Origin of the sequence: Streptomyces sp. JH34, assembly GCF_029428875.1 — a bacterium.
GTDB lineage: Bacteria > Actinomycetota > Actinomycetes > Streptomycetales > Streptomycetaceae > Streptomyces.
This window is the reverse complement of sequence record NZ_JAJSOO010000001.1, coordinates 6,358,302-6,378,073: the sequence shown is the minus strand read 5'-3', so window position 1 is coordinate 6,378,073 and position 19,772 is coordinate 6,358,302. Positions and strand designations below refer to the sequence as shown.

The 19,772-nt window shown below is 65.8% G+C and carries 14 protein-coding genes, 3 rRNA genes and 1 riboswitch; of the genes, 3 read left to right on the top strand and 14 right to left on the bottom strand.

Annotated features, from left to right (window positions below; translation table 11 throughout):
* Positions 1 to 29: 29 nt before the first annotated feature.
* Positions 30 to 125, bottom strand: a riboswitch (glycine riboswitch).
* 133 nt (positions 126 to 258) lie between these two features.
* Positions 259 to 630: a PRC-barrel domain-containing protein gene (locus LWJ43_RS28700; RefSeq protein WP_277335076.1), complete on the top strand. Its 372-nt coding sequence runs from the start codon at positions 259 to 261 to the stop codon at positions 628 to 630.
* Here LWJ43_RS28700 and LWJ43_RS28695 read toward each other — a convergent pair.
* From LWJ43_RS28695 to LWJ43_RS28635, 13 genes are all read right to left on the bottom strand, one after another.
* Positions 552 to 2,015, bottom strand: coding sequence for a DNA polymerase IV (locus tag LWJ43_RS28695; protein ID WP_277335075.1), 1,464 nt, complete (start codon positions 2,013 to 2,015; stop codon positions 552 to 554). The two genes, LWJ43_RS28700 and LWJ43_RS28695, sit on opposite strands and share 79 nt — an antisense overlap.
* A 75-nt stretch (positions 2,016 to 2,090) precedes the next feature.
* Positions 2,091 to 2,708 (bottom strand): MerR family transcriptional regulator, encoded by a 618-nt coding sequence (locus tag LWJ43_RS28690; RefSeq protein WP_277335074.1) that lies wholly within the window; start codon positions 2,706 to 2,708, stop codon positions 2,091 to 2,093.
* Positions 2,709 to 2,876: 168 nt separating this feature from the next.
* The gene (locus tag LWJ43_RS28685) at positions 2,877 to 3,350 is read right to left on the bottom strand and encodes a bifunctional nuclease family protein (protein WP_006123076.1); all 474 of its coding nucleotides are present in this window, start codon (positions 3,348 to 3,350) and stop codon (positions 2,877 to 2,879) included.
* A 53-nt stretch (positions 3,351 to 3,403) separates the two neighbouring features.
* The gene (gene ftsR / locus LWJ43_RS28680; protein WP_277335073.1) at positions 3,404 to 4,147 is read right to left on the bottom strand and encodes a transcriptional regulator FtsR; all 744 of its coding nucleotides are present in this window, start codon (positions 4,145 to 4,147) and stop codon (positions 3,404 to 3,406) included.
* A gap of 41 nt (positions 4,148 to 4,188) precedes the next feature.
* Complete coding sequence (locus LWJ43_RS28675) at positions 4,189 to 4,968, bottom strand: FHA domain-containing protein (RefSeq protein WP_277335072.1); 780 nt, start codon at positions 4,966 to 4,968, stop codon at positions 4,189 to 4,191.
* A gap of 190 nt (positions 4,969 to 5,158) precedes the next feature.
* Positions 5,159 to 5,980 (bottom strand): DUF881 domain-containing protein, encoded by an 822-nt coding sequence (locus LWJ43_RS28670; protein WP_277335071.1) that lies wholly within the window; start codon positions 5,978 to 5,980, stop codon positions 5,159 to 5,161.
* Positions 5,981 to 5,985: 5 nt separating this feature from the next.
* Positions 5,986 to 6,318 carry a small basic family protein gene (locus LWJ43_RS28665; RefSeq protein WP_003970459.1) on the bottom strand — a complete coding sequence of 111 codons (333 nt, stop codon included), beginning with the start codon at positions 6,316 to 6,318 and terminating at the stop codon, positions 5,986 to 5,988.
* Positions 6,315 to 7,235 (bottom strand): DUF881 domain-containing protein, encoded by a 921-nt coding sequence (locus LWJ43_RS28660; RefSeq protein ID WP_277335070.1) that lies wholly within the window; start codon positions 7,233 to 7,235, stop codon positions 6,315 to 6,317. Before LWJ43_RS28660 ends, LWJ43_RS28665 begins: the two co-directional genes overlap by 4 nt.
* Positions 7,236 to 7,331: 96 nt before the next feature.
* The gene (locus LWJ43_RS28655; protein ID WP_277335069.1) at positions 7,332 to 9,827 is read right to left on the bottom strand and encodes a mannose-1-phosphate guanyltransferase; all 2,496 of its coding nucleotides are present in this window, start codon (positions 9,825 to 9,827) and stop codon (positions 7,332 to 7,334) included.
* Positions 9,828 to 9,938: 111 nt separating this feature from the next.
* Positions 9,939 to 10,547: a CDP-alcohol phosphatidyltransferase family protein gene (locus LWJ43_RS28650; RefSeq protein ID WP_033301245.1), complete on the bottom strand. Its 609-nt coding sequence runs from the start codon at positions 10,545 to 10,547 to the stop codon at positions 9,939 to 9,941.
* Between the two features lie 148 nt (positions 10,548 to 10,695).
* Positions 10,696 to 10,812: ribosomal RNA gene (gene rrf, locus LWJ43_RS28645) — 5S ribosomal RNA — on the bottom strand.
* Between the two features lie 79 nt (positions 10,813 to 10,891).
* Positions 10,892 to 14,016, bottom strand: a 23S ribosomal RNA gene (locus tag LWJ43_RS28640).
* A 299-nt stretch (positions 14,017 to 14,315) separates the two neighbouring features.
* Positions 14,316 to 15,841: ribosomal RNA gene (locus LWJ43_RS28635) — 16S ribosomal RNA — on the bottom strand.
* The 16S, 23S and 5S rRNA genes sit together here, the layout of an rRNA operon.
* Before the next feature lie 695 nt (positions 15,842 to 16,536).
* Between LWJ43_RS28635 and LWJ43_RS28630 the strand changes: the two genes are divergently transcribed.
* Together LWJ43_RS28630 and ptsP are read left to right on the top strand one after the other, a co-directional pair.
* On the top strand, positions 16,537 to 16,986 hold the full coding sequence (locus LWJ43_RS28630; protein ID WP_033304207.1) for a PTS sugar transporter subunit IIA: 450 nt from the start codon (positions 16,537 to 16,539) through the stop codon (positions 16,984 to 16,986).
* 76 nt (positions 16,987 to 17,062) lie between these two features.
* Complete coding sequence (ptsP, locus tag LWJ43_RS28625) at positions 17,063 to 18,733, top strand: phosphoenolpyruvate--protein phosphotransferase (RefSeq protein ID WP_277335068.1); 1,671 nt, start codon at positions 17,063 to 17,065, stop codon at positions 18,731 to 18,733.
* A gap of 76 nt (positions 18,734 to 18,809) precedes the next feature.
* On the opposite strand, the gene LWJ43_RS28620 is transcribed toward ptsP, so the two are convergent.
* Complete coding sequence (locus tag LWJ43_RS28620; RefSeq protein WP_277335067.1) at positions 18,810 to 19,724, bottom strand: hypothetical protein; 915 nt, start codon at positions 19,722 to 19,724, stop codon at positions 18,810 to 18,812.
* Positions 19,725 to 19,772: the final 48 nt, after the last annotated feature.

Below are 19,772 nucleotides of genomic sequence, written 5' to 3'. Positions count from 1 at the left end.
ACGGATTCCGTCCTGCTTTCCAGAGTGACCTCGTCCGTGCGGTACGGGGGCCTGAGAGATTCCGGGGAGGAGTTGCTCCTTCGGCGCCCCCGGATCGCTCCGGAGGACTCTCCCGCACAGGGTCAGCAGCCGTGTTCCAGCCTACCAGCGGGGTCGGCGCGGGCCGTCTCGAGTGGCCGACGGCCACGATGTGGCCTTTCGTAGAGCCTGTGGAGCAGCCGCGACCACCCGATGCAGTCGTGACCAGTGGGAGGCACCGTGCAGACCGACATCGATCCGCGCAGCCTGATCGGCCGCAAGGCCTTCGACCGTCAAGGTGCCAAGATCGGAACGGTGGACGAGGTCTACCTCGACGACGCCACCGGGGTGCCCGAGTGGGCCGCCGTACGGACCGGCCTCTTCACCAGGGACGCGTTCGTCCCGCTGGAGCCGAGCGAATTCGTCGACGGCGCGCTTCTGATCCCCTTCGACCGGACCCTGATCAAGGACGCGCCCGACTTCGGCGTGGGCCGCCACCTGTCCCCCGAGCAGGAACTGCAGCTCTACCGCCATTACGGGCTGGACTCCTCCCCCTCCGCCGAAGCGGGTCCCGACAGGGACTTCGGCAGGCTGGCGGGCCAGGAGGAGTAGTCCTCCGGGTCGCGCACCAGGGGCAGTGGGTCGGCGGGCCGCAGTGCCGGGTCGTCGACGCGGAACGTGCGCACCCGTCCGGGCGGCGTCCACGGTTCCTCGAAGCGCACGGTGACACGGCCGACGCCGCTGCCCTGCACCCAGCCGTGCCCGTGGACGTCGTGCCGTACGTCGTGTCCGGCCGGCCAGCGCCGGGACGCCAGTCGCTCCTCGCTCTCCCGCTCGTCCGCGCCCGCCGCCTCCCCCGCGGCACCGTCCCGTTCGTCCGGGGCGGTGCCGGCGGCCGCGGATTCCTCTGCGGCGTGCTCCGCGTCGGCGGCCTGTGCGAAGAGGTCCTCCTGCGTGAAGTCCGCCAGCCCCGTGACACCGACACCGAGCAGCCGGACGCCGCCGGTCGTGTCGACGGCCTCCAGAAGCCGTGCGGCGGCCTCCCTGACCACCGTGGGGTCGTCGGTGGGGCCGCGCAGTGTCTCGGACCTGGTGAGCGTCGAGAAGTCGTAGCGACGCACCTTGAGGACGACGGTGCGCCCGGAGCGTCCCGCGCCACGCAGTCGCCGTACGCATCGGGCCGCGAGCCGCTCCACCTCCGTCCTGACCCGCACGCGGTCGTGCAGGTCCACGTCGAAGGTGTCCTCGACCGAGACGGACTTGGCGTCCCGCTCGGCGACGACGGGACGGTCGTCGTGGCCCAGTGCCATGCGGTGGAGCGCGACGCCGTGGGCCCTGCCCAGCAGCCGCACGAGCTCCGCCTCCCCCGCCTCCGCCAGGTGGCTGACGAGGGTCATGCCCGCGCGCCGGAGGTGGTCACCGGTGGCGGGGCCCACGCCCGGGAGGGTCCGCACGGACATGGGGGCCAGGAGCTCCCGCTCGGTGCCCGGCTCGATCAGCAGCAGTCCGTCCGGTTTCGCCTCCTCGGACGCGATCTTGGCCAGCATCTTGGAGCCGGCGAGGCCGACCGAACCACTGAGTCCGGTGACGGCCCTGATCACGGTGCGCAGCTCCTCACCGATCGCACGGGCGGACGCGGAGTCGTCCGCGACCCCACCTGCCTCGAGGTCGACGAACGCCTCGTCCAGACTGAGCGGCTCGACGAGCGGTGACATCCGTCCGAGCAGCTCCATCACCTGGTCGCTCACCGACCGGTAGAGGGCGAACCGAGGGACGAGGTACGCCGCGTTGGGCGCGAGCCGCCTCGCCTGCGCCATGGGCATCGCCGAATGCACACCGAGGCGCCGCGCCTCGTACGACGCGGTGGCGACCACGCCGCGCATCCCCAGGCCGCCCACCACCACCGGCTTGCCGCGCAGGCTCGGCTTCGCCGCCTGCTCCGCAGAGGCGTAGAAGGCATCCATGTCGAGATGCAGGATGGTGGGCGCGGCTCTCACACGGACCGATGCTGCCCTATGCCACTGACAACCGCTCCGCCCGGCACCCGCGCCGCGCCGTCCCGCCCCGGCGGCTCAGCCCGCGCGATTGCGCCGCCGCGCCAGTTCGTCAGCGGGGTTGTGGCCGATCAGGGTCTCCCCGGTGTCGACACGCTCCCCGTGGAGCTGGGACAGCGCCGCGTCGACATCCCTCCAGACGACACCGACAGCGATACCGAAGACCCCCTGGCCGCCCTGGAGCAGACTGACCACCTCGTCGGGCGATGAGCACTCGTAGACCGTCGCCCCGTCACTCATCAGGGTCATCCGCTCGAGATCCGTGAACCCGCGTGCCCTGAGGTGCTGGACAGTGGTGCGGATGTTCTGCAGAGCGACACCCGTGTCCAGGAACCGCTTCACGATCTTGAGGAGCACCACGTCCCGGAAGCTGTAGAGGCGCTGTGTTCCCGACCCGTACGCCGGACGCACGCTCGGCTCCACGAGCCCCGTGCGCGCCCAGTAGTCGAGCTGCCGGTAGGTGATCCCCGCAGCCGCACACGCTGTCGGCCCCCGGTAGCCGATGTCCCCTGTCCCTGCCACACCGTCCGCTGCCACCACAGCCGGCTGAACCGGCTGTCTGATGGAGTGGTCGGCCGCACCACCGTGCTGCCGGTACGGCCCACCCGCAGCCGTACCGTCGCCGCTACTTCTCACGCCGACCTCCGTCCTAGACCTGCCACCTCGAAGGTAGGCAGTCACCAGGGGTGCGTCAACGATCGCCACACTCGGCACGCCGAGTGATAATCACCCTGAGGGTGGTTTCCCGTGACTGGATTCCGGGAACGGCTTGTCGGATGCGCTGACACCGCCCCCGTCGGACGGTCACTGGCTGTTGGTACCGAAGTCCTCCGGCGAGATCTGGTCGAGGAACTCGCGGAACTTCTCCACCTCGTCCTCCTGCTCGTCGGGGATGGCGATGCCCGCGTCGTCGAGCACCCCGTCACTGCCGTAGATCGGCGTGCCGGTGCGCAGGGCGAGCGCTATGGCGTCGGAAGGACGCGCGCTCACCTCCACCCCGCTGGCAAAGACCAGCTCCGCGTAGAAGACCCCTTCCCTGAGGTCCGTGATGCGGACCTCGGTGAGCTCCTGGCCGACGGCCTCGAGCACGTCCTTGAAGAGATCATGGGTCAGCGGCCTGGCCGGAGCCATGCCTTGCTGGGCGAAGGCGATCGCGGTCGCTTCCCCAGGGCCGATCCAGATAGGGAGGTACCGGTCGCCTCCCACTTCACGCAGGAGCACGATCGGTTGGTTGGAGGGCATTTCCACCCGGACACCCACAACGTCGAGCTCGTTCACACAGCAACCCTAGGACGTGCCCGCCATGTTTGGATAGTCGGGATCCTCCGACCTCAGTGGAAGCCGGCCTTGAGGGCCGTCTGCACGAGCGCGGCATGGAGCCGGACGGAGAGGTCCGCGAGCTCCCTCGCGGTGGCCTCCGCATGTGCTCTGGTCTGCGGATTCCTGTGCCGCCGCAGGGGAGCGACCACCTGTTCGACGAGTCCGGCCTCACGCTCGGCGGCCGCCTTGACGGCCCGCAGATGCCGAGGTTCCAGACCGAATCTGCCCAGATCCGCCACCAGGCGGGCCACGGTCACCGCCTCCGCGTCGTAGCTGCCACCGGAGGCGGCCACGATCAGCCCGTACGACTCCCACTCGTCGAGCTGCTCCTCGCTGGCCTCGGCGGCGGCCAGGAGCTCTGCACGTCCGATCCGGGACGCGGTGGCCTGCCCCGGCTCCTGGTCCCGCAGCGGGTCGTCCGACCCGCCCTGACCGCCGCCTGACGGCAGTGCGGCCTTCTCACCGCGGGCCAGGGCGTCCAGGTGCTCACGGATGACCTTGAGCGGCAGATAGTGGTCCCGCTGCATCCGCAGCACCTGGGCCAGCCGCTCGACGTCGCCGGGACTGAACTTCCGGTATCCCGACGGCGTGCGTTGTGGCTCGATGAGCCCTTCCGCCTCAAGGAAGCGGATCTTGGAGATGGTGACTTCGGGGAATTCGTCGCGCAGCTGCAGGAGCACCGTGCCGATGCTCATCGCGCGCTGACCCGCGGAGGCGGTGCCGTGACCGGCACCGCCTGTCGATGTTCGCAGCATGGACCTTCCTGGGGTCCCCCCGGACGGTGTCCGGGGGAGGGTCACACGCCCCGCTGGCTCGCGTAGAAGACCAGCCGGTACTTTCCGATCTGGACTTCGTCGCCGTTGGTCAGCGCGACGGAATCGATGCGCTCACGGTTGACGTAGGTGCCGTTGAGACTGCCGACGTCGCCCACGGTGAAACTACCTTCCGGACTCCTGTGGAACTCCACATGACGCCGCGACACGGTCACGTCGTCGAGGAAGATGTCGCTCTGCGGGTGACGGCCGGCCGTGGTCAGGTCGCCGTCCAGCAGGAAGCGGCTCCCCGAGTTCGGGCCGCGTCGGACCACCAGGAGCGCGGAACCCGCCGGCAGGGCGTCGACCGCGGCCTGGGCCTCCGGGGAGAGCGAGGGCAGGGCGGTCTGGCCCGTCGCCTCGGCCTCGTACGCCTCGATACCGGAGATCGAGATGGTCGAGGTCGTCTCCGAGGCGCGCTCGGGGACCCCGCCCCTCAGCGGCGCACCGCAGTTGGAGCAGAACCGGCTGGCCTCGGCGTTTCGATGCCCGCACCTCGTGCAGACCGGCATGGACGAGCCCTCCGGAGCGGGGGCGAACCCTCCACCCGTACTCGAGGTCGATGACTCCCCGAAACCTATGCGCCCTGCACCGCCGGGGTCAACGGACGACGCGCCGGACCCACCGGCGACCTCGTCGCGGAAGAGCGGGCGCTCCGAGCCCTGCTCCTCGGCGCCCTGACCCTGGCGCGGAGCGCGATGACGGGCAGCGTTGTTGCTGTCCTCGCGTGCGCTCTTTCCGAACAACTTCGCAAACAACTTCACGGGCGTTTCCCCTTGACCGAAATAGACCCGCCCGTGGGGCAGGACGAACCCTGAATGAACACACCTGCCGACCCGGACATCCTCACAACGTCCGTATCCACTCGACAGTTTCCACCACGCGTCACCGATCCGTTGCGCCGACCCCCCGCAACGTGGTGCCCGAGTCCTTCGAGCACCGCGTGCCGACGCCTCACCGTGACGACGACCGAGCGTAATCAGGCTGCTTCGCCGGTCGCAAGGCGTCCACGACGATGTCGTCGGCGCGCGCGACCTCCGCCGTGGCCTGCTCCTTCTCGAGCGTCTGCACCACACCACCGGGGATGTTCAGAGCCGGTTCAAGGTCCTGCGGCTTGCCGATGACCTTGAACTCGTACGGCGCCTCGATCTTCCGGCCGTCCACTCTCAACTCTCCCCCGTCACCGGAGAAATACGTGTTCGCCACCACCCGCACACCGTTGATCTCGATCGCCTCGGCACCCGCGGCGCGCAGCTCCTGGATCGTGTCGAGCAGCATGTCGGCCTCCACCGCCCCGCTCGGATCGCTGATGGTCAGCGTGATGCCGGGGCCGTGCGCCGCGACCGTGCCCGCCAGGATACCGAGCTGCCGTTCCTTCTCGAGCGTCTGTTTCCGGGCCTCTTCGGCCTGGTCGGAGCTGTTCTCCAGCTCCGTGCGCTGGGCGTCGAGGCGCTGCTTCTCGTCCTCGAGGCGCTCGGTGCGGTTGTCCAGTTCGTCGAGGATGCGGACCAGGTCCTCCTGACGGGCACCGCGCAGGGCGCTGTTGTCACTGTTCGACCTGACCTGGATGGCCAGCCCCAGACCGAGGACGAACAGCAGAAGGGCGACGATCAGTTGGGCACGGCTCACCCTGGGCGGCCAGAGGCCCGCCCGGAGCCGCTGACGGCCGGTGACCTCCTCGGACGCGGCCGTGCGGGGCGGGGCGGGTGCGGCCGCCTCGGGGGGCAGCGCACCGCCGTGGCGCCGGTCCTCGTTCGGGTTCTGTCCGTTGCTCATCGGCCTCACGCCCGGAAGACGTGCCGGCGGATGGCCGCGGCGTTGGAGAAGATGCGGATGCCGAGCACGACCACCACACCGGTGGACAGCTGGGCTCCCACACCGAGCTTGTCGCCGAGGAAGACGATCAGCGCGGCCACCACGACGTTCGACAGGAAGGACACCACGAAGACCTTGTCCACGAAGATCCCGTCGAGCATGGCCCGCAGACCGCCGAACACGGCGTCGAGCGCGGCCACCACGGCGATCGGCAGGTAGGGCTCGACCACCGCCGGCACTTCGGGCCGGACCAACAGTCCGACCACGACTCCCACGACGAGGCCCAGTACGGCGATCACGATGTGCCCTTCCCTGTGTCGGCCGCACCACTGCCCGTGTCTGCGGCCTGAGGCTCTGCTGTACGTACGATCAGGCTGGGCGCGGCCGGAAGGCGCACCTTCTTCTGTTCGGCGATGCTGGTGCCGATGTCGAAGCTCTCGTGCAGCGCCTGAAGATACTGTCCGTCCGCGCTGTCACGGAAGGCCGCAGCGAGCTTCTTCCCGTCCCCCACCGCGAGCACTGTGTACGGCGGCACGAGCGGCCGGTTGTCGACCAGTATGGCGTCGCCCGCCGCACGGATCGCCGAGAGGGCCGTGAGCCGCTGCCCGTTGATGGCCACCGCCTCGGCGCCCGACTGCCACAGGCCGTTGACCACGCGCTGCATGTCCCGGTCGCGCACGCGCCCGGTGTCGGCGAAGCCGGTGGACTCACGGGGTCCGCCCCCGCCCTGGTCGGTGTCCTCGGCGTCGTCCACGACCAGCTTGATCCCCGGCCCCTGGACGGGAGTGGCCCCGGAGAGGAGCGCCACCAGACCCCCCTGGTCCCCGCCGTGCTTCTGGAGCGCCTTGCGCTGCCGCTCGCCCACGTCCTTGCGCAGTTCCTCGACGTCGGCCTCGAGCGTGTCCGCCGTCGAGGTCTCGGCGTTCACGCGGTCGATGAGCTCCTCGCGTTCCTTGGCCACGACCGGTGCGGCGACCTGGGCCTCGGCGGCACCGAGCGTCACCACGAGAGCGGCCAGAACGAGCCCCGCGGCAAGGCCCAGTTTCGCCTTCAGCGTGCGGGGCATGCCCTCGCTGCCCTCGGACCGGCGACGTGCCGAGGCCTCGGCGTATCCCTCGTCGAGGCTGTGTTCCATCACGGTGGTCAGCAGCGACATGGACGCGTCGGGGCGAGGGCGCGTCGGGGCGCTACTCCGATCGGGGGGCGGCTGCGACATGCCGCACATCGTCGCACGTCATGCCCGCTGCCGCCGAATGGCCCCACCGCCGGTCCGGAAGCCGTGACAGGCGGCTCCGGACCGGGGCTCGCCGGCTCAGTCCCCCGCGCTGTCCACGACCGCCGCCCACTCGTCCAGCAGCGCCTGTGCCGAGGCGTCGTCGGGCCCTTCCGCCCACAGGTGTGTGACCGCCTCCGACGGGTCTGGCAGCACCATCACCCAGCGGCCGTCGGTCTCCACGACCCGGACACCGTCGGTGGTGTCCACGCTGCGCTCTCCCGCGGCCTCGACGACCCGGCGCATCACGAGTCCCTTGACCGCCCACGGTGTGGCGAGATCGCGACGCAGGACGTGGGCACGCGGGATACGGGCGTCGATCTGGCTGAGAGTGAGCTGTGTCCTGGCGACCAGACCGATGAGCCTGACGAAGGCCGCCGCACCGTCGAAGACGCTGCTGAACTCGGGGACGATGAAGCCGCCGCGTCCGTCGCCGCCGAAGATCGTGGTGTCCTCACGTCCCACCCGCGTCAGGTCGTCGGGCGAGGTGGTCGTCCATTCCACCTGCGTACCGTGGTACGCCGCGACCTGTTCGGCGACGCGCGTGGTCGTCACGGGCAGGGCCACGCGTCCGCTCCTGCGCTCCGCGGCCACGAGGTCGAGCAGGACCAGCAGCGCCCGGTCGTCCTCGATGATGCGGCCTCGCTCGTCCACGAGGGACAGCCGTTCACCGACGGGGTCGAACCGCACACCGAAGGCGGCGCGCGCGGACGACACGATCTCGCCGAGCCGCACCAGACCCGCCCTCCGGGACTCGGCCGACTCGGTGGGCCGGGACTCGTCGAGTCCGGGGTTGATCGTCAGCGCGTCCACGCCGAGGCGCCCGAGCAGGCTGGGCAGGACGAGCCCGGCGCTGCCGTTCGAGGCGTCCACGACCACCTTCAGGCCCGCATCGGCGATGCCCGCCGTGTCGACGTTGCGCAGGAGCGAACCGGTGTAGGAGTCGAAGACGCTCGACGGGAAGTGCAGGTCCCCGATCTCGCCGGGGAAGGCCCTGCGGTACTCCTGACGGGCGTAGACCCGGTCGAGCTTGCGCTGCCGTGCCTGGGAGAGGTCGGCTCCACGCTCGTCGAAGAACATGATGTCGACCGAGTCCGGAACGCCTGGGGACGTACGGATCATGATGCCGCCGGCGCTGCCCCGCGCGGTCTGCTGGCGGGCCACCGGGAGTGGCACGTTCTCCAGGTCCCTCACGTCGATGGCACTGGCCTGCAGGGCCGAGATGACCGCCCTCTTCAGCGCACGGGCACCGCGGGAGTGGTCCCGGGCGGTGGTGACCGTCGCGCCCTTCTTCAGGGTCGTCGCGTACGCGCCGGCGAGCCTGACGGCCAGTTCTGGCGTGATCTCGACGTTGAGGATCCCAGAGACACCACGGGCGCCGAAAAGATGCGCCTGGCCGCGCGACTCCCAGATCACGGAGGTGTTGACGAAGGCGCCGGCCTCGATGGTCTTGAACGGGTAGACCCGGACGTTGCCCTGGATGATCGATTCTTCACCGATCAGGCACTCGTCGCCGATCACAGCACCGTCCTCGATGCGGGTAGCCCGCATGACGTCGGTGTTCTTGCCGATCACGCAGCCGCGCAGGTTGCTGTGCTGCCCCACGTAGACATTGTCGTGAACGACCGCACGGTGCAGGAACGCGCCGGATTTCACGACGACGTTGGATCCGACCACGGTGTGTTCGCGGATCTCGGCGCCGGCTTCGATCTTGGCGTAGTCACCGATGTACAGCGGCCCGCGGAGCACTGCGTCGGGGTGGACCTCGGCACCTTCCGCGACCCAGACGCCGGGAGAGATCTCGAAGCCGTCGAGTTCGACGTCGACCTTGCGCTCCAGCACGTCGGCCTGGGCCTTCACGTAGCTTTCGTGGGTGCCGACGTCCTCCCAGTAGCCCTCGGCGACGTAGCCGCAGATCAGCTTGCCGTCCTTCATGAGCTGAGGGAACACGTCGCCGGACCAGTCGACCGAGGTGTCGGCCTGGACGTAGTCGAAGACCTCGGGCTCCATGACGTAGATGCCCGTGTTCACCGTGTCGGAGAAGACCTGGCCCCAGGTCGGCTTCTCGAGGAAGCGCTCGACCTTTCCGTCCTCGTCCACGATCGTGATGCCGAATTCAAGAGGGTTCGGCACGCGGGTCAGGCACACGGTGACGAGTGCGCCCTTCTCCTTGTGGAAGGCGATGAGGTCCGTGAGATCGAAGTCGGTGAGGGCGTCGCCGGAGATGACCAGGAAGGTGTCGTCCTTCAGGGCCTCCTCCGCGTTCTTCACGCTTCCCGCGGTACCGAGTGGCTTCTCCTCGTTGGCATAGCTGAGCTCCATTCCGAGTTCTTCGCCGTCGCCGAAGTAATTCTTGACGAGAGAGGCAAGGAACTGGACAGTGACAACGGTTTCGTTGAGCCCATGCCGTTTGAGCAGCCGTAGCACATGCTCCATGATCGGCCGATTGGCCACGGGCAGAAGCGGCTTGGGCATGCTTGAGGTCATGGGGCGAAGGCGGGTGCCTTCACCGCCTGCCATCACGACGGCCTTCATGTCGGAAACGTCCTCCTCGAAGAGACGACGGTCTTGCCGACTTCGCCCGTCGGGGCAACACCAAAACTTCCGGTGCGGGCCGGCGACTCTGCACGGCGCCACGTCAACGAGCTAATCGGCTACTTGATCCGCCTTGACCAGACGGCGGACCTGGACCACGTATAGGATCCCTGCCCACCAATAGAGGGTTGTACCCCATCCAGCGAACGCCCATCCGAAAATGGTGCCCAGCGAAGCCAGCCAACCACTTCCGTCGCTGAGCAGCAACAAGGGGAAGGCGTACATCAGGTTGAAGGTTGCAGCTTTCCCGAGGAAGTTCACCTGGGGCGGCGGATAGCCGTGCCTGCGCAGGATTCCCACCATGACGAGGAGCATCAGCTCACGTGCGAGGAGCGCGGCGGTCAGCCAGAGCGGAAGGATCTCCCGCCAAGTGAGCCCGACGAGCGTCGAGAGAATGTACAGCCGGTCCGCAGCAGGGTCCAGAAGCCGGCCGAGGCTGCTGATCTGGTTCCACCGGCGGGCGAGCTTGCCGTCGAGGTAGTCACTGACACCGCTCAGCATCAGGACCAGCAGGGCCCAGCCATCACTGTTGGGCCCACCGAACACGGGGCGAAGAATCAGCCACAGGAAGAGCGGTACGCCGACGAGGCGAGCCATGCTGAGGATGTTGGGGATGGTGAGTACTCGGTCCGTCTGAACTCGAGTCTCCTGGACCTCCACCCGGGGGCCTCCTGTGAAGAACGTGCCAATGATGCCTCCTGACCTTACCCTCAGTCCCCGAGCATCGGTGCACAGGGGTGCGAGACCACATCCCGTGAACGCAGAAAAGCCCCGTGCCACAAGGGCACGGGGCTTTCCCGGAATAATTGTTCGGCGGCGTCCTACTCTCCCACAGGGTCCCCCCTGCAGTACCATCGGCGCTGAAAGGCTTAGCTTCCGGGTTCGGAATGTAACCGGGCGTTTCCCTAACGCAATGACCACCGAAACACTATGAAATTAACCAACACCGGGCAAAAACACGGCCGTTCGTTATTTCAGAACTAACACAGTGGACGCGAGCAACTGAGGACAAGCCCTCGGCCTATTAGTACCAGTCAGCTCCACCCGTTACCGGGCTTCCACATCTGGCCTATCAACCCAGTCGTCTACTGGGAGCCTTAACCACTCAAGGTGGTGGGAATACTCATCTCGAAGCAGGCTTCCCGCTTAGATGCTTTCAGCGGTTATCCTTTCCGAACGTAGCCAACCAGCCATGCCCTTGGCAGGACAACTGGCACACCAGAGGTTCGTCCGTCCCGGTCCTCTCGTACTAGGGACAGCCCTTCTCAATATTCCTACGCGCACAGCGGATAGGGACCGAACTGTCTCACGACGTTCTAAACCCAGCTCGCGTACCGCTTTAATGGGCGAACAGCCCAACCCTTGGGACCGACTCCAGCCCCAGGATGCGACGAGCCGACATCGAGGTGCCAAACCATCCCGTCGATATGGACTCTTGGGGAAGATCAGCCTGTTATCCCCGGGGTACCTTTTATCCGTTGAGCGACAGCGCTTCCACAAGCCACTGCCGGATCACTAGTCCCGACTTTCGTCCCTGCTCGACCCGTCGGTCTCACAGTCAAGCTCCCTTGTGCACTTACACTCAACACCTGATTGCCAACCAGGCTGAGGGAACCTTTGGGCGCCTCCGTTACTCTTTAGGAGGCAACCGCCCCAGTTAAACTACCCATCAGACACTGTCCCTGATCCGGATCACGGACCCAGGTTAGACATCCAGCACGACCAGAGTGGTATTTCAACGGCGACTCCACAACCACTGGCGTGGCTGCTTCAAAGTCTCCCACCTATCCTACACAAGCCGAACCGAACACCAATATCAAACTATAGTAAAGGTCCCGGGGTCTTTCCGTCCTGCTGCGCGAAACGAGCATCTTTACTCGTAGTGCAATTTCACCGGGCCTATGGTTGAGACAGTCGAGAAGTCGTTACGCCATTCGTGCAGGTCGGAACTTACCCGACAAGGAATTTCGCTACCTTAGGATGGTTATAGTTACCACCGCCGTTTACTGGCGCTTAAGTTCTCAGCTTCGCCGACCCGAAAGTCAGCTAACCGGTCCCCTTAACGTTCCAGCACCGGGCAGGCGTCAGTCCGTATACATCGCCTTACGGCTTCGCACGGACCTGTGTTTTTAGTAAACAGTCGCTTCTCGCTGGTCTCTGCGGCCACCCCCAGCTCAGGAAGCAAGTTCCCTCACCAGTGATGGCCCCCCTTCTCCCGAAGTTACGGGGGCATTTTGCCGAGTTCCTTAACCATAGTTCACCCGAACGCCTCGGTATTCTCTACCTGACTACCTGAGTCGGTTTAGGGTACGGGCCGCCATGAAACTCGCTAGAGGCTTTTCTCGACAGCATAGGATCATCCACTTCACCACAATCGGCTCGGCATCAGGTCTCAGACTTTATGCACGACGGATTTGCCTACCGTGCGTCCTACACCCTTACCCCGGGACAACCACCGCCCGGGCTGGACTACCTTCCTGCGTCACCCCATCGCTTACCTAGTACAAGTCTGGTTCGTCGGCTCCACCACTACCCTCAACTCCGAAGAGATCGGGCCGGCTTCACGGACTTAGCATCGCCTGATTCAGTATTGGGCGTTTCAAAGCGGGTACCGGAATATCAACCGGTTGTCCATCGACTACGCCTGTCGGCCTCGCCTTAGGTCCCGACTTACCCTGGGCAGATCAGCTTGACCCAGGAACCCTTAGTCAATCGGCGCACACGTTTCTCACGTGTGTATCGCTACTCATGCCTGCATTCTCACTCGTGAACCGTCCACAACTCGCTTCCGCGGCTGCTTCACCCGGCACACGACGCTCCCCTACCCATCCACACAGGCGTTGGCCCTATATGTGTGAATGACACGACTTCGGCGGTACGCTTGAGCCCCGCTACATTGTCGGCGCGGAATCACTTGACCAGTGAGCTATTACGCACTCTTTCAAGGGTGGCTGCTTCTAAGCCAACCTCCTGGTTGTCTCTGCGACTCCACATCCTTTCCCACTTAGCGTACGCTTAGGGGCCTTAGTCGATGCTCTGGGCTGTTTCCCTCTCGACCATGGAGCTTATCCCCCACAGTCTCACTGCCGCGCTCTCACTTACCGGCATTCGGAGTTTGGCTAAGGTCAGTAACCCGGTAGGGCCCATCGCCTATCCAGTGCTCTACCTCCGGCAAGAAACACACGACGCTGCACCTAAATGCATTTCGGGGAGAACCAGCTATCACGGAGTTTGATTGGCCTTTCACCCCTAACCACAGGTCATCCCCCAGGTTTTCAACCCTGGTGGGTTCGGTCCTCCACGAAGTCTTACCTCCGCTTCAACCTGCCCATGGCTAGATCACTCCGCTTCGGGTCTAGAGCGTGCAACTCAATCGCCCTATTCGGACTCGCTTTCGCTACGGCTTCCCCACACGGGTTAACCTCGCTACACACCGCTAACTCGCAGGCTCATTCTTCAAAAGGCACGCAGTCACGACTGTTGCTCCGAAGAACAACAGCGACGCTCCCACGGCTTGTAGGCACACGGTTTCAGGTACTATTTCACTCCGCTCCCGCGGTACTTTTCACCATTCCCTCACGGTACTATCCGCTATCGGTCACCAGGGAATATTTAGGCTTAGCGGGTGGTCCCGCCAGATTCACACGGGATTTCTCGGGCCCCGTGCTACTTGGGTGTCTCTCAAACGAGCCGTTGATGTTTCAGCTACGGGGGTCTTACCCTCTACGCCGGACCTTTCGCATGTCCTTCGCCTACATCAACGGTTTCTGACTCGCCTCACAGCCGGCAGACTGTGAAAAAGAGATCCCACAACCCCGCATGCGCAACCCCTGCCGGGTATCACACGCATACGGTTTGGCCTGATCCAGTTTCGCTCGCCACTACTCCCGGAATCACGGTTGTTTTCTCTTCCTGAGGGTACTGAGATGTTTCACTTCCCCTCGTTCCCTCCACACTGCCTATGTGTTCAGCAGCGGGTGACAGCCCATGACGGCTGCCGGGTTTCCCCATTCGGAAACCCCCGGATCAAAGCTTGGTTGACAGCTCCCCGGGGACTATCGTGGCCTCCCACGTCCTTCATCGGTTCCTGGTGCCAAGGCATCCACCGTGCGCCCTTAAAAACTTGGCCACAGATGCTCGCGTCCACTGTGCAGTTCTCAAACAACGACCAGCCACCCATCACCCCACCCTTACAGGTGAGTGCACTGGGGCCGGCAACCGAAGGCGACCATGACGGCCGTACCTTCAGATACCCAACAGCGTGCCCGACCCGATCAACCCAATCCTGTGTTCCACGCCGAAGCAGTACTAACAAAACCGTGCTCATCGTGCCGAATAGTCAACGTTCCACCCTTGAGCAACCACCGTCGAACATTTGCCGACGAAATGGCCTCTGGACTCCCCGAAGAGAATCTAGATGCTCCTTAGAAAGGAGGTGATCCAGCCGCACCTTCCGGTACGGCTACCTTGTTACGACTTCGTCCCAATCGCCAGTCCCACCTTCGACAGCTCCCTCCCACAAGGGGTTGGGCCACCGGCTTCGGGTGTTACCGACTTTCGTGACGTGACGGGCGGTGTGTACAAGGCCCGGGAACGTATTCACCGCAGCAATGCTGATCTGCGATTACTAGCAACTCCGACTTCATGGGGTCGAGTTGCAGACCCCAATCCGAACTGAGACCGGCTTTTTGAGATTCGCTCCGCCTCGCGGCATCGCAGCTCATTGTACCGGCCATTGTAGCACGTGTGCAGCCCAAGACATAAGGGGCATGATGACTTGACGTCGTCCCCACCTTCCTCCGAGTTGACCCCGGCAGTCTCCTGTGAGTCCCCATCACCCCGAAGGGCATGCTGGCAACACAGAACAAGGGTTGCGCTCGTTGCGGGACTTAACCCAACATCTCACGACACGAGCTGACGACAGCCATGCACCACCTGTATACCGACCACAAGGGGGGCACCATCTCTGATGCTTTCCGGTATATGTCAAGCCTTGGTAAGGTTCTTCGCGTTGCGTCGAATTAAGCCACATGCTCCGCTGCTTGTGCGGGCCCCCGTCAATTCCTTTGAGTTTTAGCCTTGCGGCCGTACTCCCCAGGCGGGGAACTTAATGCGTTAGCTGCGGCACCGACGACGTGGAATGTCGCCAACACCTAGTTCCCAACGTTTACGGCGTGGACTACCAGGGTATCTAATCCTGTTCGCTCCCCACGCTTTCGCTCCTCAGCGTCAGTAATGGCCCAGAGATCCGCCTTCGCCACCGGTGTTCCTCCTGATATCTGCGCATTTCACCGCTACACCAGGAATTCCGATCTCCCCTACCACACTCTAGCTAGCCCGTATCGAATGCAGACTCGGGGTTAAGCCCCGAGCTTTCACATCCGACGTGACAAGCCGCCTACGAGCTCTTTACGCCCAATAATTCCGGACAACGCTCGCACCCTACGTATTACCGCGGCTGCTGGCACGTAGTTAGCCGGTGCTTCTTCTGCAGGTACCGTCACTTGCGCTTCTTCCCTGCTGAAAGAGGTTTACAACCCGAAGGCCGTCATCCCTCACGCGGCGTCGCTGCATCAGGCTTTCGCCCATTGTGCAATATTCCCCACTGCTGCCTCCCGTAGGAGTCTGGGCCGTGTCTCAGTCCCAGTGTGGCCGGTCGCCCTCTCAGGCCGGCTACCCGTCGTCGCCTTGGTAGGCCATTACCCCACCAACAAGCTGATAGGCCGCGGGCTCATCCTTCACCGCCGGAGCTTTTAACCCCGCCCCATGAGGGACAGAGTGTTATCCGGTATTAGACCCCGTTTCCAGGGCTTGTCCCAGAGTGAAGGGCAGATTGCCCACGTGTTACTCACCCGTTCGCCACTAATCCACCCCGAAGGGCTTCATCGTTCGACTTGCATGTGTTAAGCACGCCGCCAGCGTTCGTCCTGAGCCAGGATCAAACTCTCCGTGAATGTTTTCCCGTAATCGGGATCACAACACGAGAGCGGAACAACCAGGTCGGAATATGACCGGTTGTTCACAGCGTCCTCGCTGTTGTTGCCTACCCGACCCGAAGATCGTGCAGGACTTTTCAAAGGAACCACCAACCTGCGTGATGCAGGCCGGGGTATCAACATATCTGGCGTTGACTTTTGGCACGCTGTTGAGTTCTCAAGGAACGGACGCTTCCTTCGGTCCCGTTTCACCGGGGCCCTCCGGGCGCTTCCCTTCGTTCTTGCGTTTCTGACTCTATCAGACTCTTTCGTGTCCGATTCCCGGCCGAAGCGGGTTACTGCGGTACTACTTTTCCGCTTTCCAGTTCTTCGCTTTCGCGTTTCCCTTTCCGGCGAGTCCGACTCTATCAGGCCTTTTCCGTGTCCCTTACCGGGGTCCTCGCGAGCATGCGAGAGCACCGATCAGAGTTAGAGTCTGGGCTTGGGAGTCGCTGCCGATCCCGGACTCGAAGTCGTGTTGGGGTCAGGCAGGGGTACGACAGTACAGGCCGCTGTGAGACGAGGCAAATCGTTTCCGGTGCGCCCCTAGGTCGGCCAACCGGTAGCTCTCGGGCGGAACCGGGACTTCATATGACTTACGCTGCTGATCAGTACGCCGCCCCCGATCAGCCGTGGCGGTGACCATCAGGATCCCCACCCCTGGGAGGCTCTCCATGACCACAGTGACGTCCCCTCTTGCCGGCCGCGCCATCGGTCTCACCGCGGTTCCCGACCCCGTCTTCTCCGGAGCGATGGTGGGTCCCGGTACCGCCATCGACCCCGTGCGCGAGCCCTCTGAGGCCGTCTCCCCGGTCGACGGAATCGTGGTCTCCCTCCACCCGCACGCCTTCGTCGTCGTCGACGACCAGGGACACGGAGTGCTCACGCACCTCGGAATCGACACGGTGCAGCTCAACGGCGAGGGCTTCGAGCTGCTCGTGAACAAGGGTGACACGGTCACCCGCGGTCAGGGCATCGTCCGCTGGGACCCGGCCGGCGTCGAGGCTGCCGGCAAGTCCGCGATCTGCCCGGTCGTAGCCCTGGAGGCCACGGCCGAATCCCTTTCCGACGTGCGCGAGGACGGCGACGTCAAGGTCGGCGAGACGCTGTTCGGCTGGCAGTGACACCCTCGGCACTGTAGTGAGCCAGTCGGGTATCCACCGCGGCGGTGCGACCGCCGCACAATCGGAGACGAGTGCAATGGAGACAACGCTGCGAGGCGTCGGCGTGAGCCACGGGGTGGCGATCGGCGAGGTTCGGCATATGGGAACGGCCGTGCTCGAGCCCCCGGCCAAACAGATTCCCGCGGACGAGGCGGAGCGCGAGCAGGGGCGTGCCCGCCAGGCCGTGGAAGCCGTTGCGGCCGACCTCATCGCGCGCGGCAACCTGGCGGGGGGCGAGGCCCAGCATGTGCTCGAGGCCCAGGCCATGATGGCGCAGGACCCCGAACTGATCGCCGATGTCGAGCGTCGTATCGCCGTCGGCAGCACCGCCGAGCGCGGTGTCTACGACGCGTTCGCCGCGTACCGCGCCCTGTTGGCCAATGCCGGGGAGTACCTGGCGGGACGGGTCGCCGACCTCGACGACGTCCGGAACAGGATCGTGGCGCGGCTGCTCGGAGTCCCGATGCCGGGCGTGCCCGACAGCGACGAGCCGTACGTGCTGATCGCGCGTGACCTGGCTCCCGCCGACACCGCGCTGCTCGACCCCACGCTGGTCCTCGGCTTCGTCACGGAGGAGGGCGGACCGACCAGTCACAGCGCGATTCTCGCGCGGGCACTCGGAGTGCCGGCCGTGGTGGCTCTCCCCGGTGCCGGCGAGATCGCCGAGGGCACGGTCGTGGCGGTGGACGGAAGCACGGGTGAGATCTTCGTCGAGCCGAGTCAGGAGAAGCGCGCCGAGATGGAGAGCGCGTCTGCGGCCCGGAAGGCGGCGTTGTCGGCAGTGACCGGTCCCGGAGCCACCTCCGACGGTCACAAGGTGCCGCTGCTCGCCAATGTCGGTGGTCCCGGTGACGTTCCGGCGGCCCTGGAGGCGGGTGCCGAGGGCGTCGGGCTGTTCCGCACGGAGTTCCTCTTCCTGGACGACAGCAAGCAGGCGCCGTCCGAGGACAAGCAGGTCGAGGCCTACCGCGCGGTGCTGGAGGCGTTCCCCGAGGGTCGTGTCGTGGTACGGGTGCTCGACGCCGGTGCGGACAAGCCACTGGACTTCCTGACGCCCGCCGACGAGCCGAACCCCGCGCTGGGTGTGCGGGGGCTGCGTAGCCTGCTGGATCACCCGGACGTTCTGCGGACCCAGCTGACCGCCCTGTCGCGGGCGGCCGAGGGCCTTCCCGTGTATCTCGAGGTCATGGCCCCGATGGTGGCCGACCGTGCCGACGCGAAGGCGTTCGCCGACGCCTGCCGTGAGGCCGGGCTGGAGGCGAAGTTCGGAGCGATGGTGGAGATTCCGTCCGCCGCGCTCCGTGCCCGCTCGATCCTGCAGGAGGTGGAGTTCCTGTCGCTGGGCACCAACGACCTGGCGCAGTACACCTTCGCGGCCGACCGTCAGGTGGGGGCCGTGTCCAGGTTGCAGGACCCGTGGCAGCCCGCGCTGCTCGACCTGGTCGCGCTCTCGGCCGAGGCCGCCGGGGCGGAGGGCAAGAGCTGTGGTGTCTGCGGTGAGGCCGCTTCGGACCCGCTCCTGGCGTGTGTGCTGACCGGTCTGGGTGTCACCTCCCTGTCGATGGGTGCGGCGTCCATTCCCTATGTGCGGGCGACGCTGGCGAAGCACACGCTCGCGCAGTGCGAGCGCGCGGCCTCCGCCGCGCGGGCGGCGGACTCCGCCGACGAGGCGCGGCTCGCGGCGCAGGCGGTGCTGTCGGGCGAGTGAGGACGCCCGCCGTACGCGGTCGGATGTGAAGGGGTTCCCGTCGGTCGTGGCGGGAACCCCTTCGGTCTGTCAGGGGTCAGTGATGGGCCTCCGGTGCGTCGGTGCCGAGGTCGAACCCCGCGCAGTACTCGACGCCGGATTCCGGGGACACGGGTTCGCCGGTGTCGGCGTCGGTGCAGTAGGCGCTGAACACCTCGCCGGCCGTGAGCGGGACGAGGCTCCCCCGGTGCAGGCGCCAGCCGTGCACCCGGTCCGGGGTCTCGGGAGCGGTGGTGCGCAGTACGACGCCTCCCTGTGTCTCGAGCGCGACTCCCACGGCGAGCACGGTGGCGAACTCCGCCCCCTCCGAGGTGGAGAGGCGTGCCGGGCCGTCCGCGTCCTGCGCGGTGTGGAGGACGGCGAGGAGCTGTTCGTTGTCGGTGGGCGTGCTGCAGACGACGTGGTGGGTGCCCGGCCCCGCCGTCTCCAGCAGACGCATCAGGAGGTGGGACGCCCGGTCGAAGGCGGCCCTGCCGACGTCCTGCCCGCAGTCGGCGCAGTCACCGAGACCGGAGAGCAGCATCGTGGCGTACTCCCATGTCGCGCGGCGGACGGCACGCGAGACGAGGAGCGGGATCAGCGTGTCGATGGGCTGGCCGGTGTAGGCGACAGTGGCGCCGGCCGCGGCGATCTCGGCGGTGAAGCGGCTGCGGCTCGTGCGTTCGTCGGGATCGAGGCCCGATTCGGCACAGAACTCCGCGTAGTCTTCGGGGTCGAAGAGGGCGACGGTGGTGTGCATGCCCTGGGCCGTGAGCGTGCGCAGCAGTCCCTCGACCTGTCGCAGGTAGACCTCGTGGTCGTCGAAGGTGAAGCTCCGGTAGTGGCGCATGGCCGCGAAGTCCTCGGCGTCGACCAGGAGGCCGACGGTGCTGGGTGCTTCGCGGCGCAGTGCGCGTCGCATGGATGGTGCGGAGCGCCGCCGGCTTCGCCCGCTCTGTTCGATGTGCGCCATGAGTCCCCCTGTGCGCTGTGGATCGTTGCTCACTCAGAGTAATCAGGG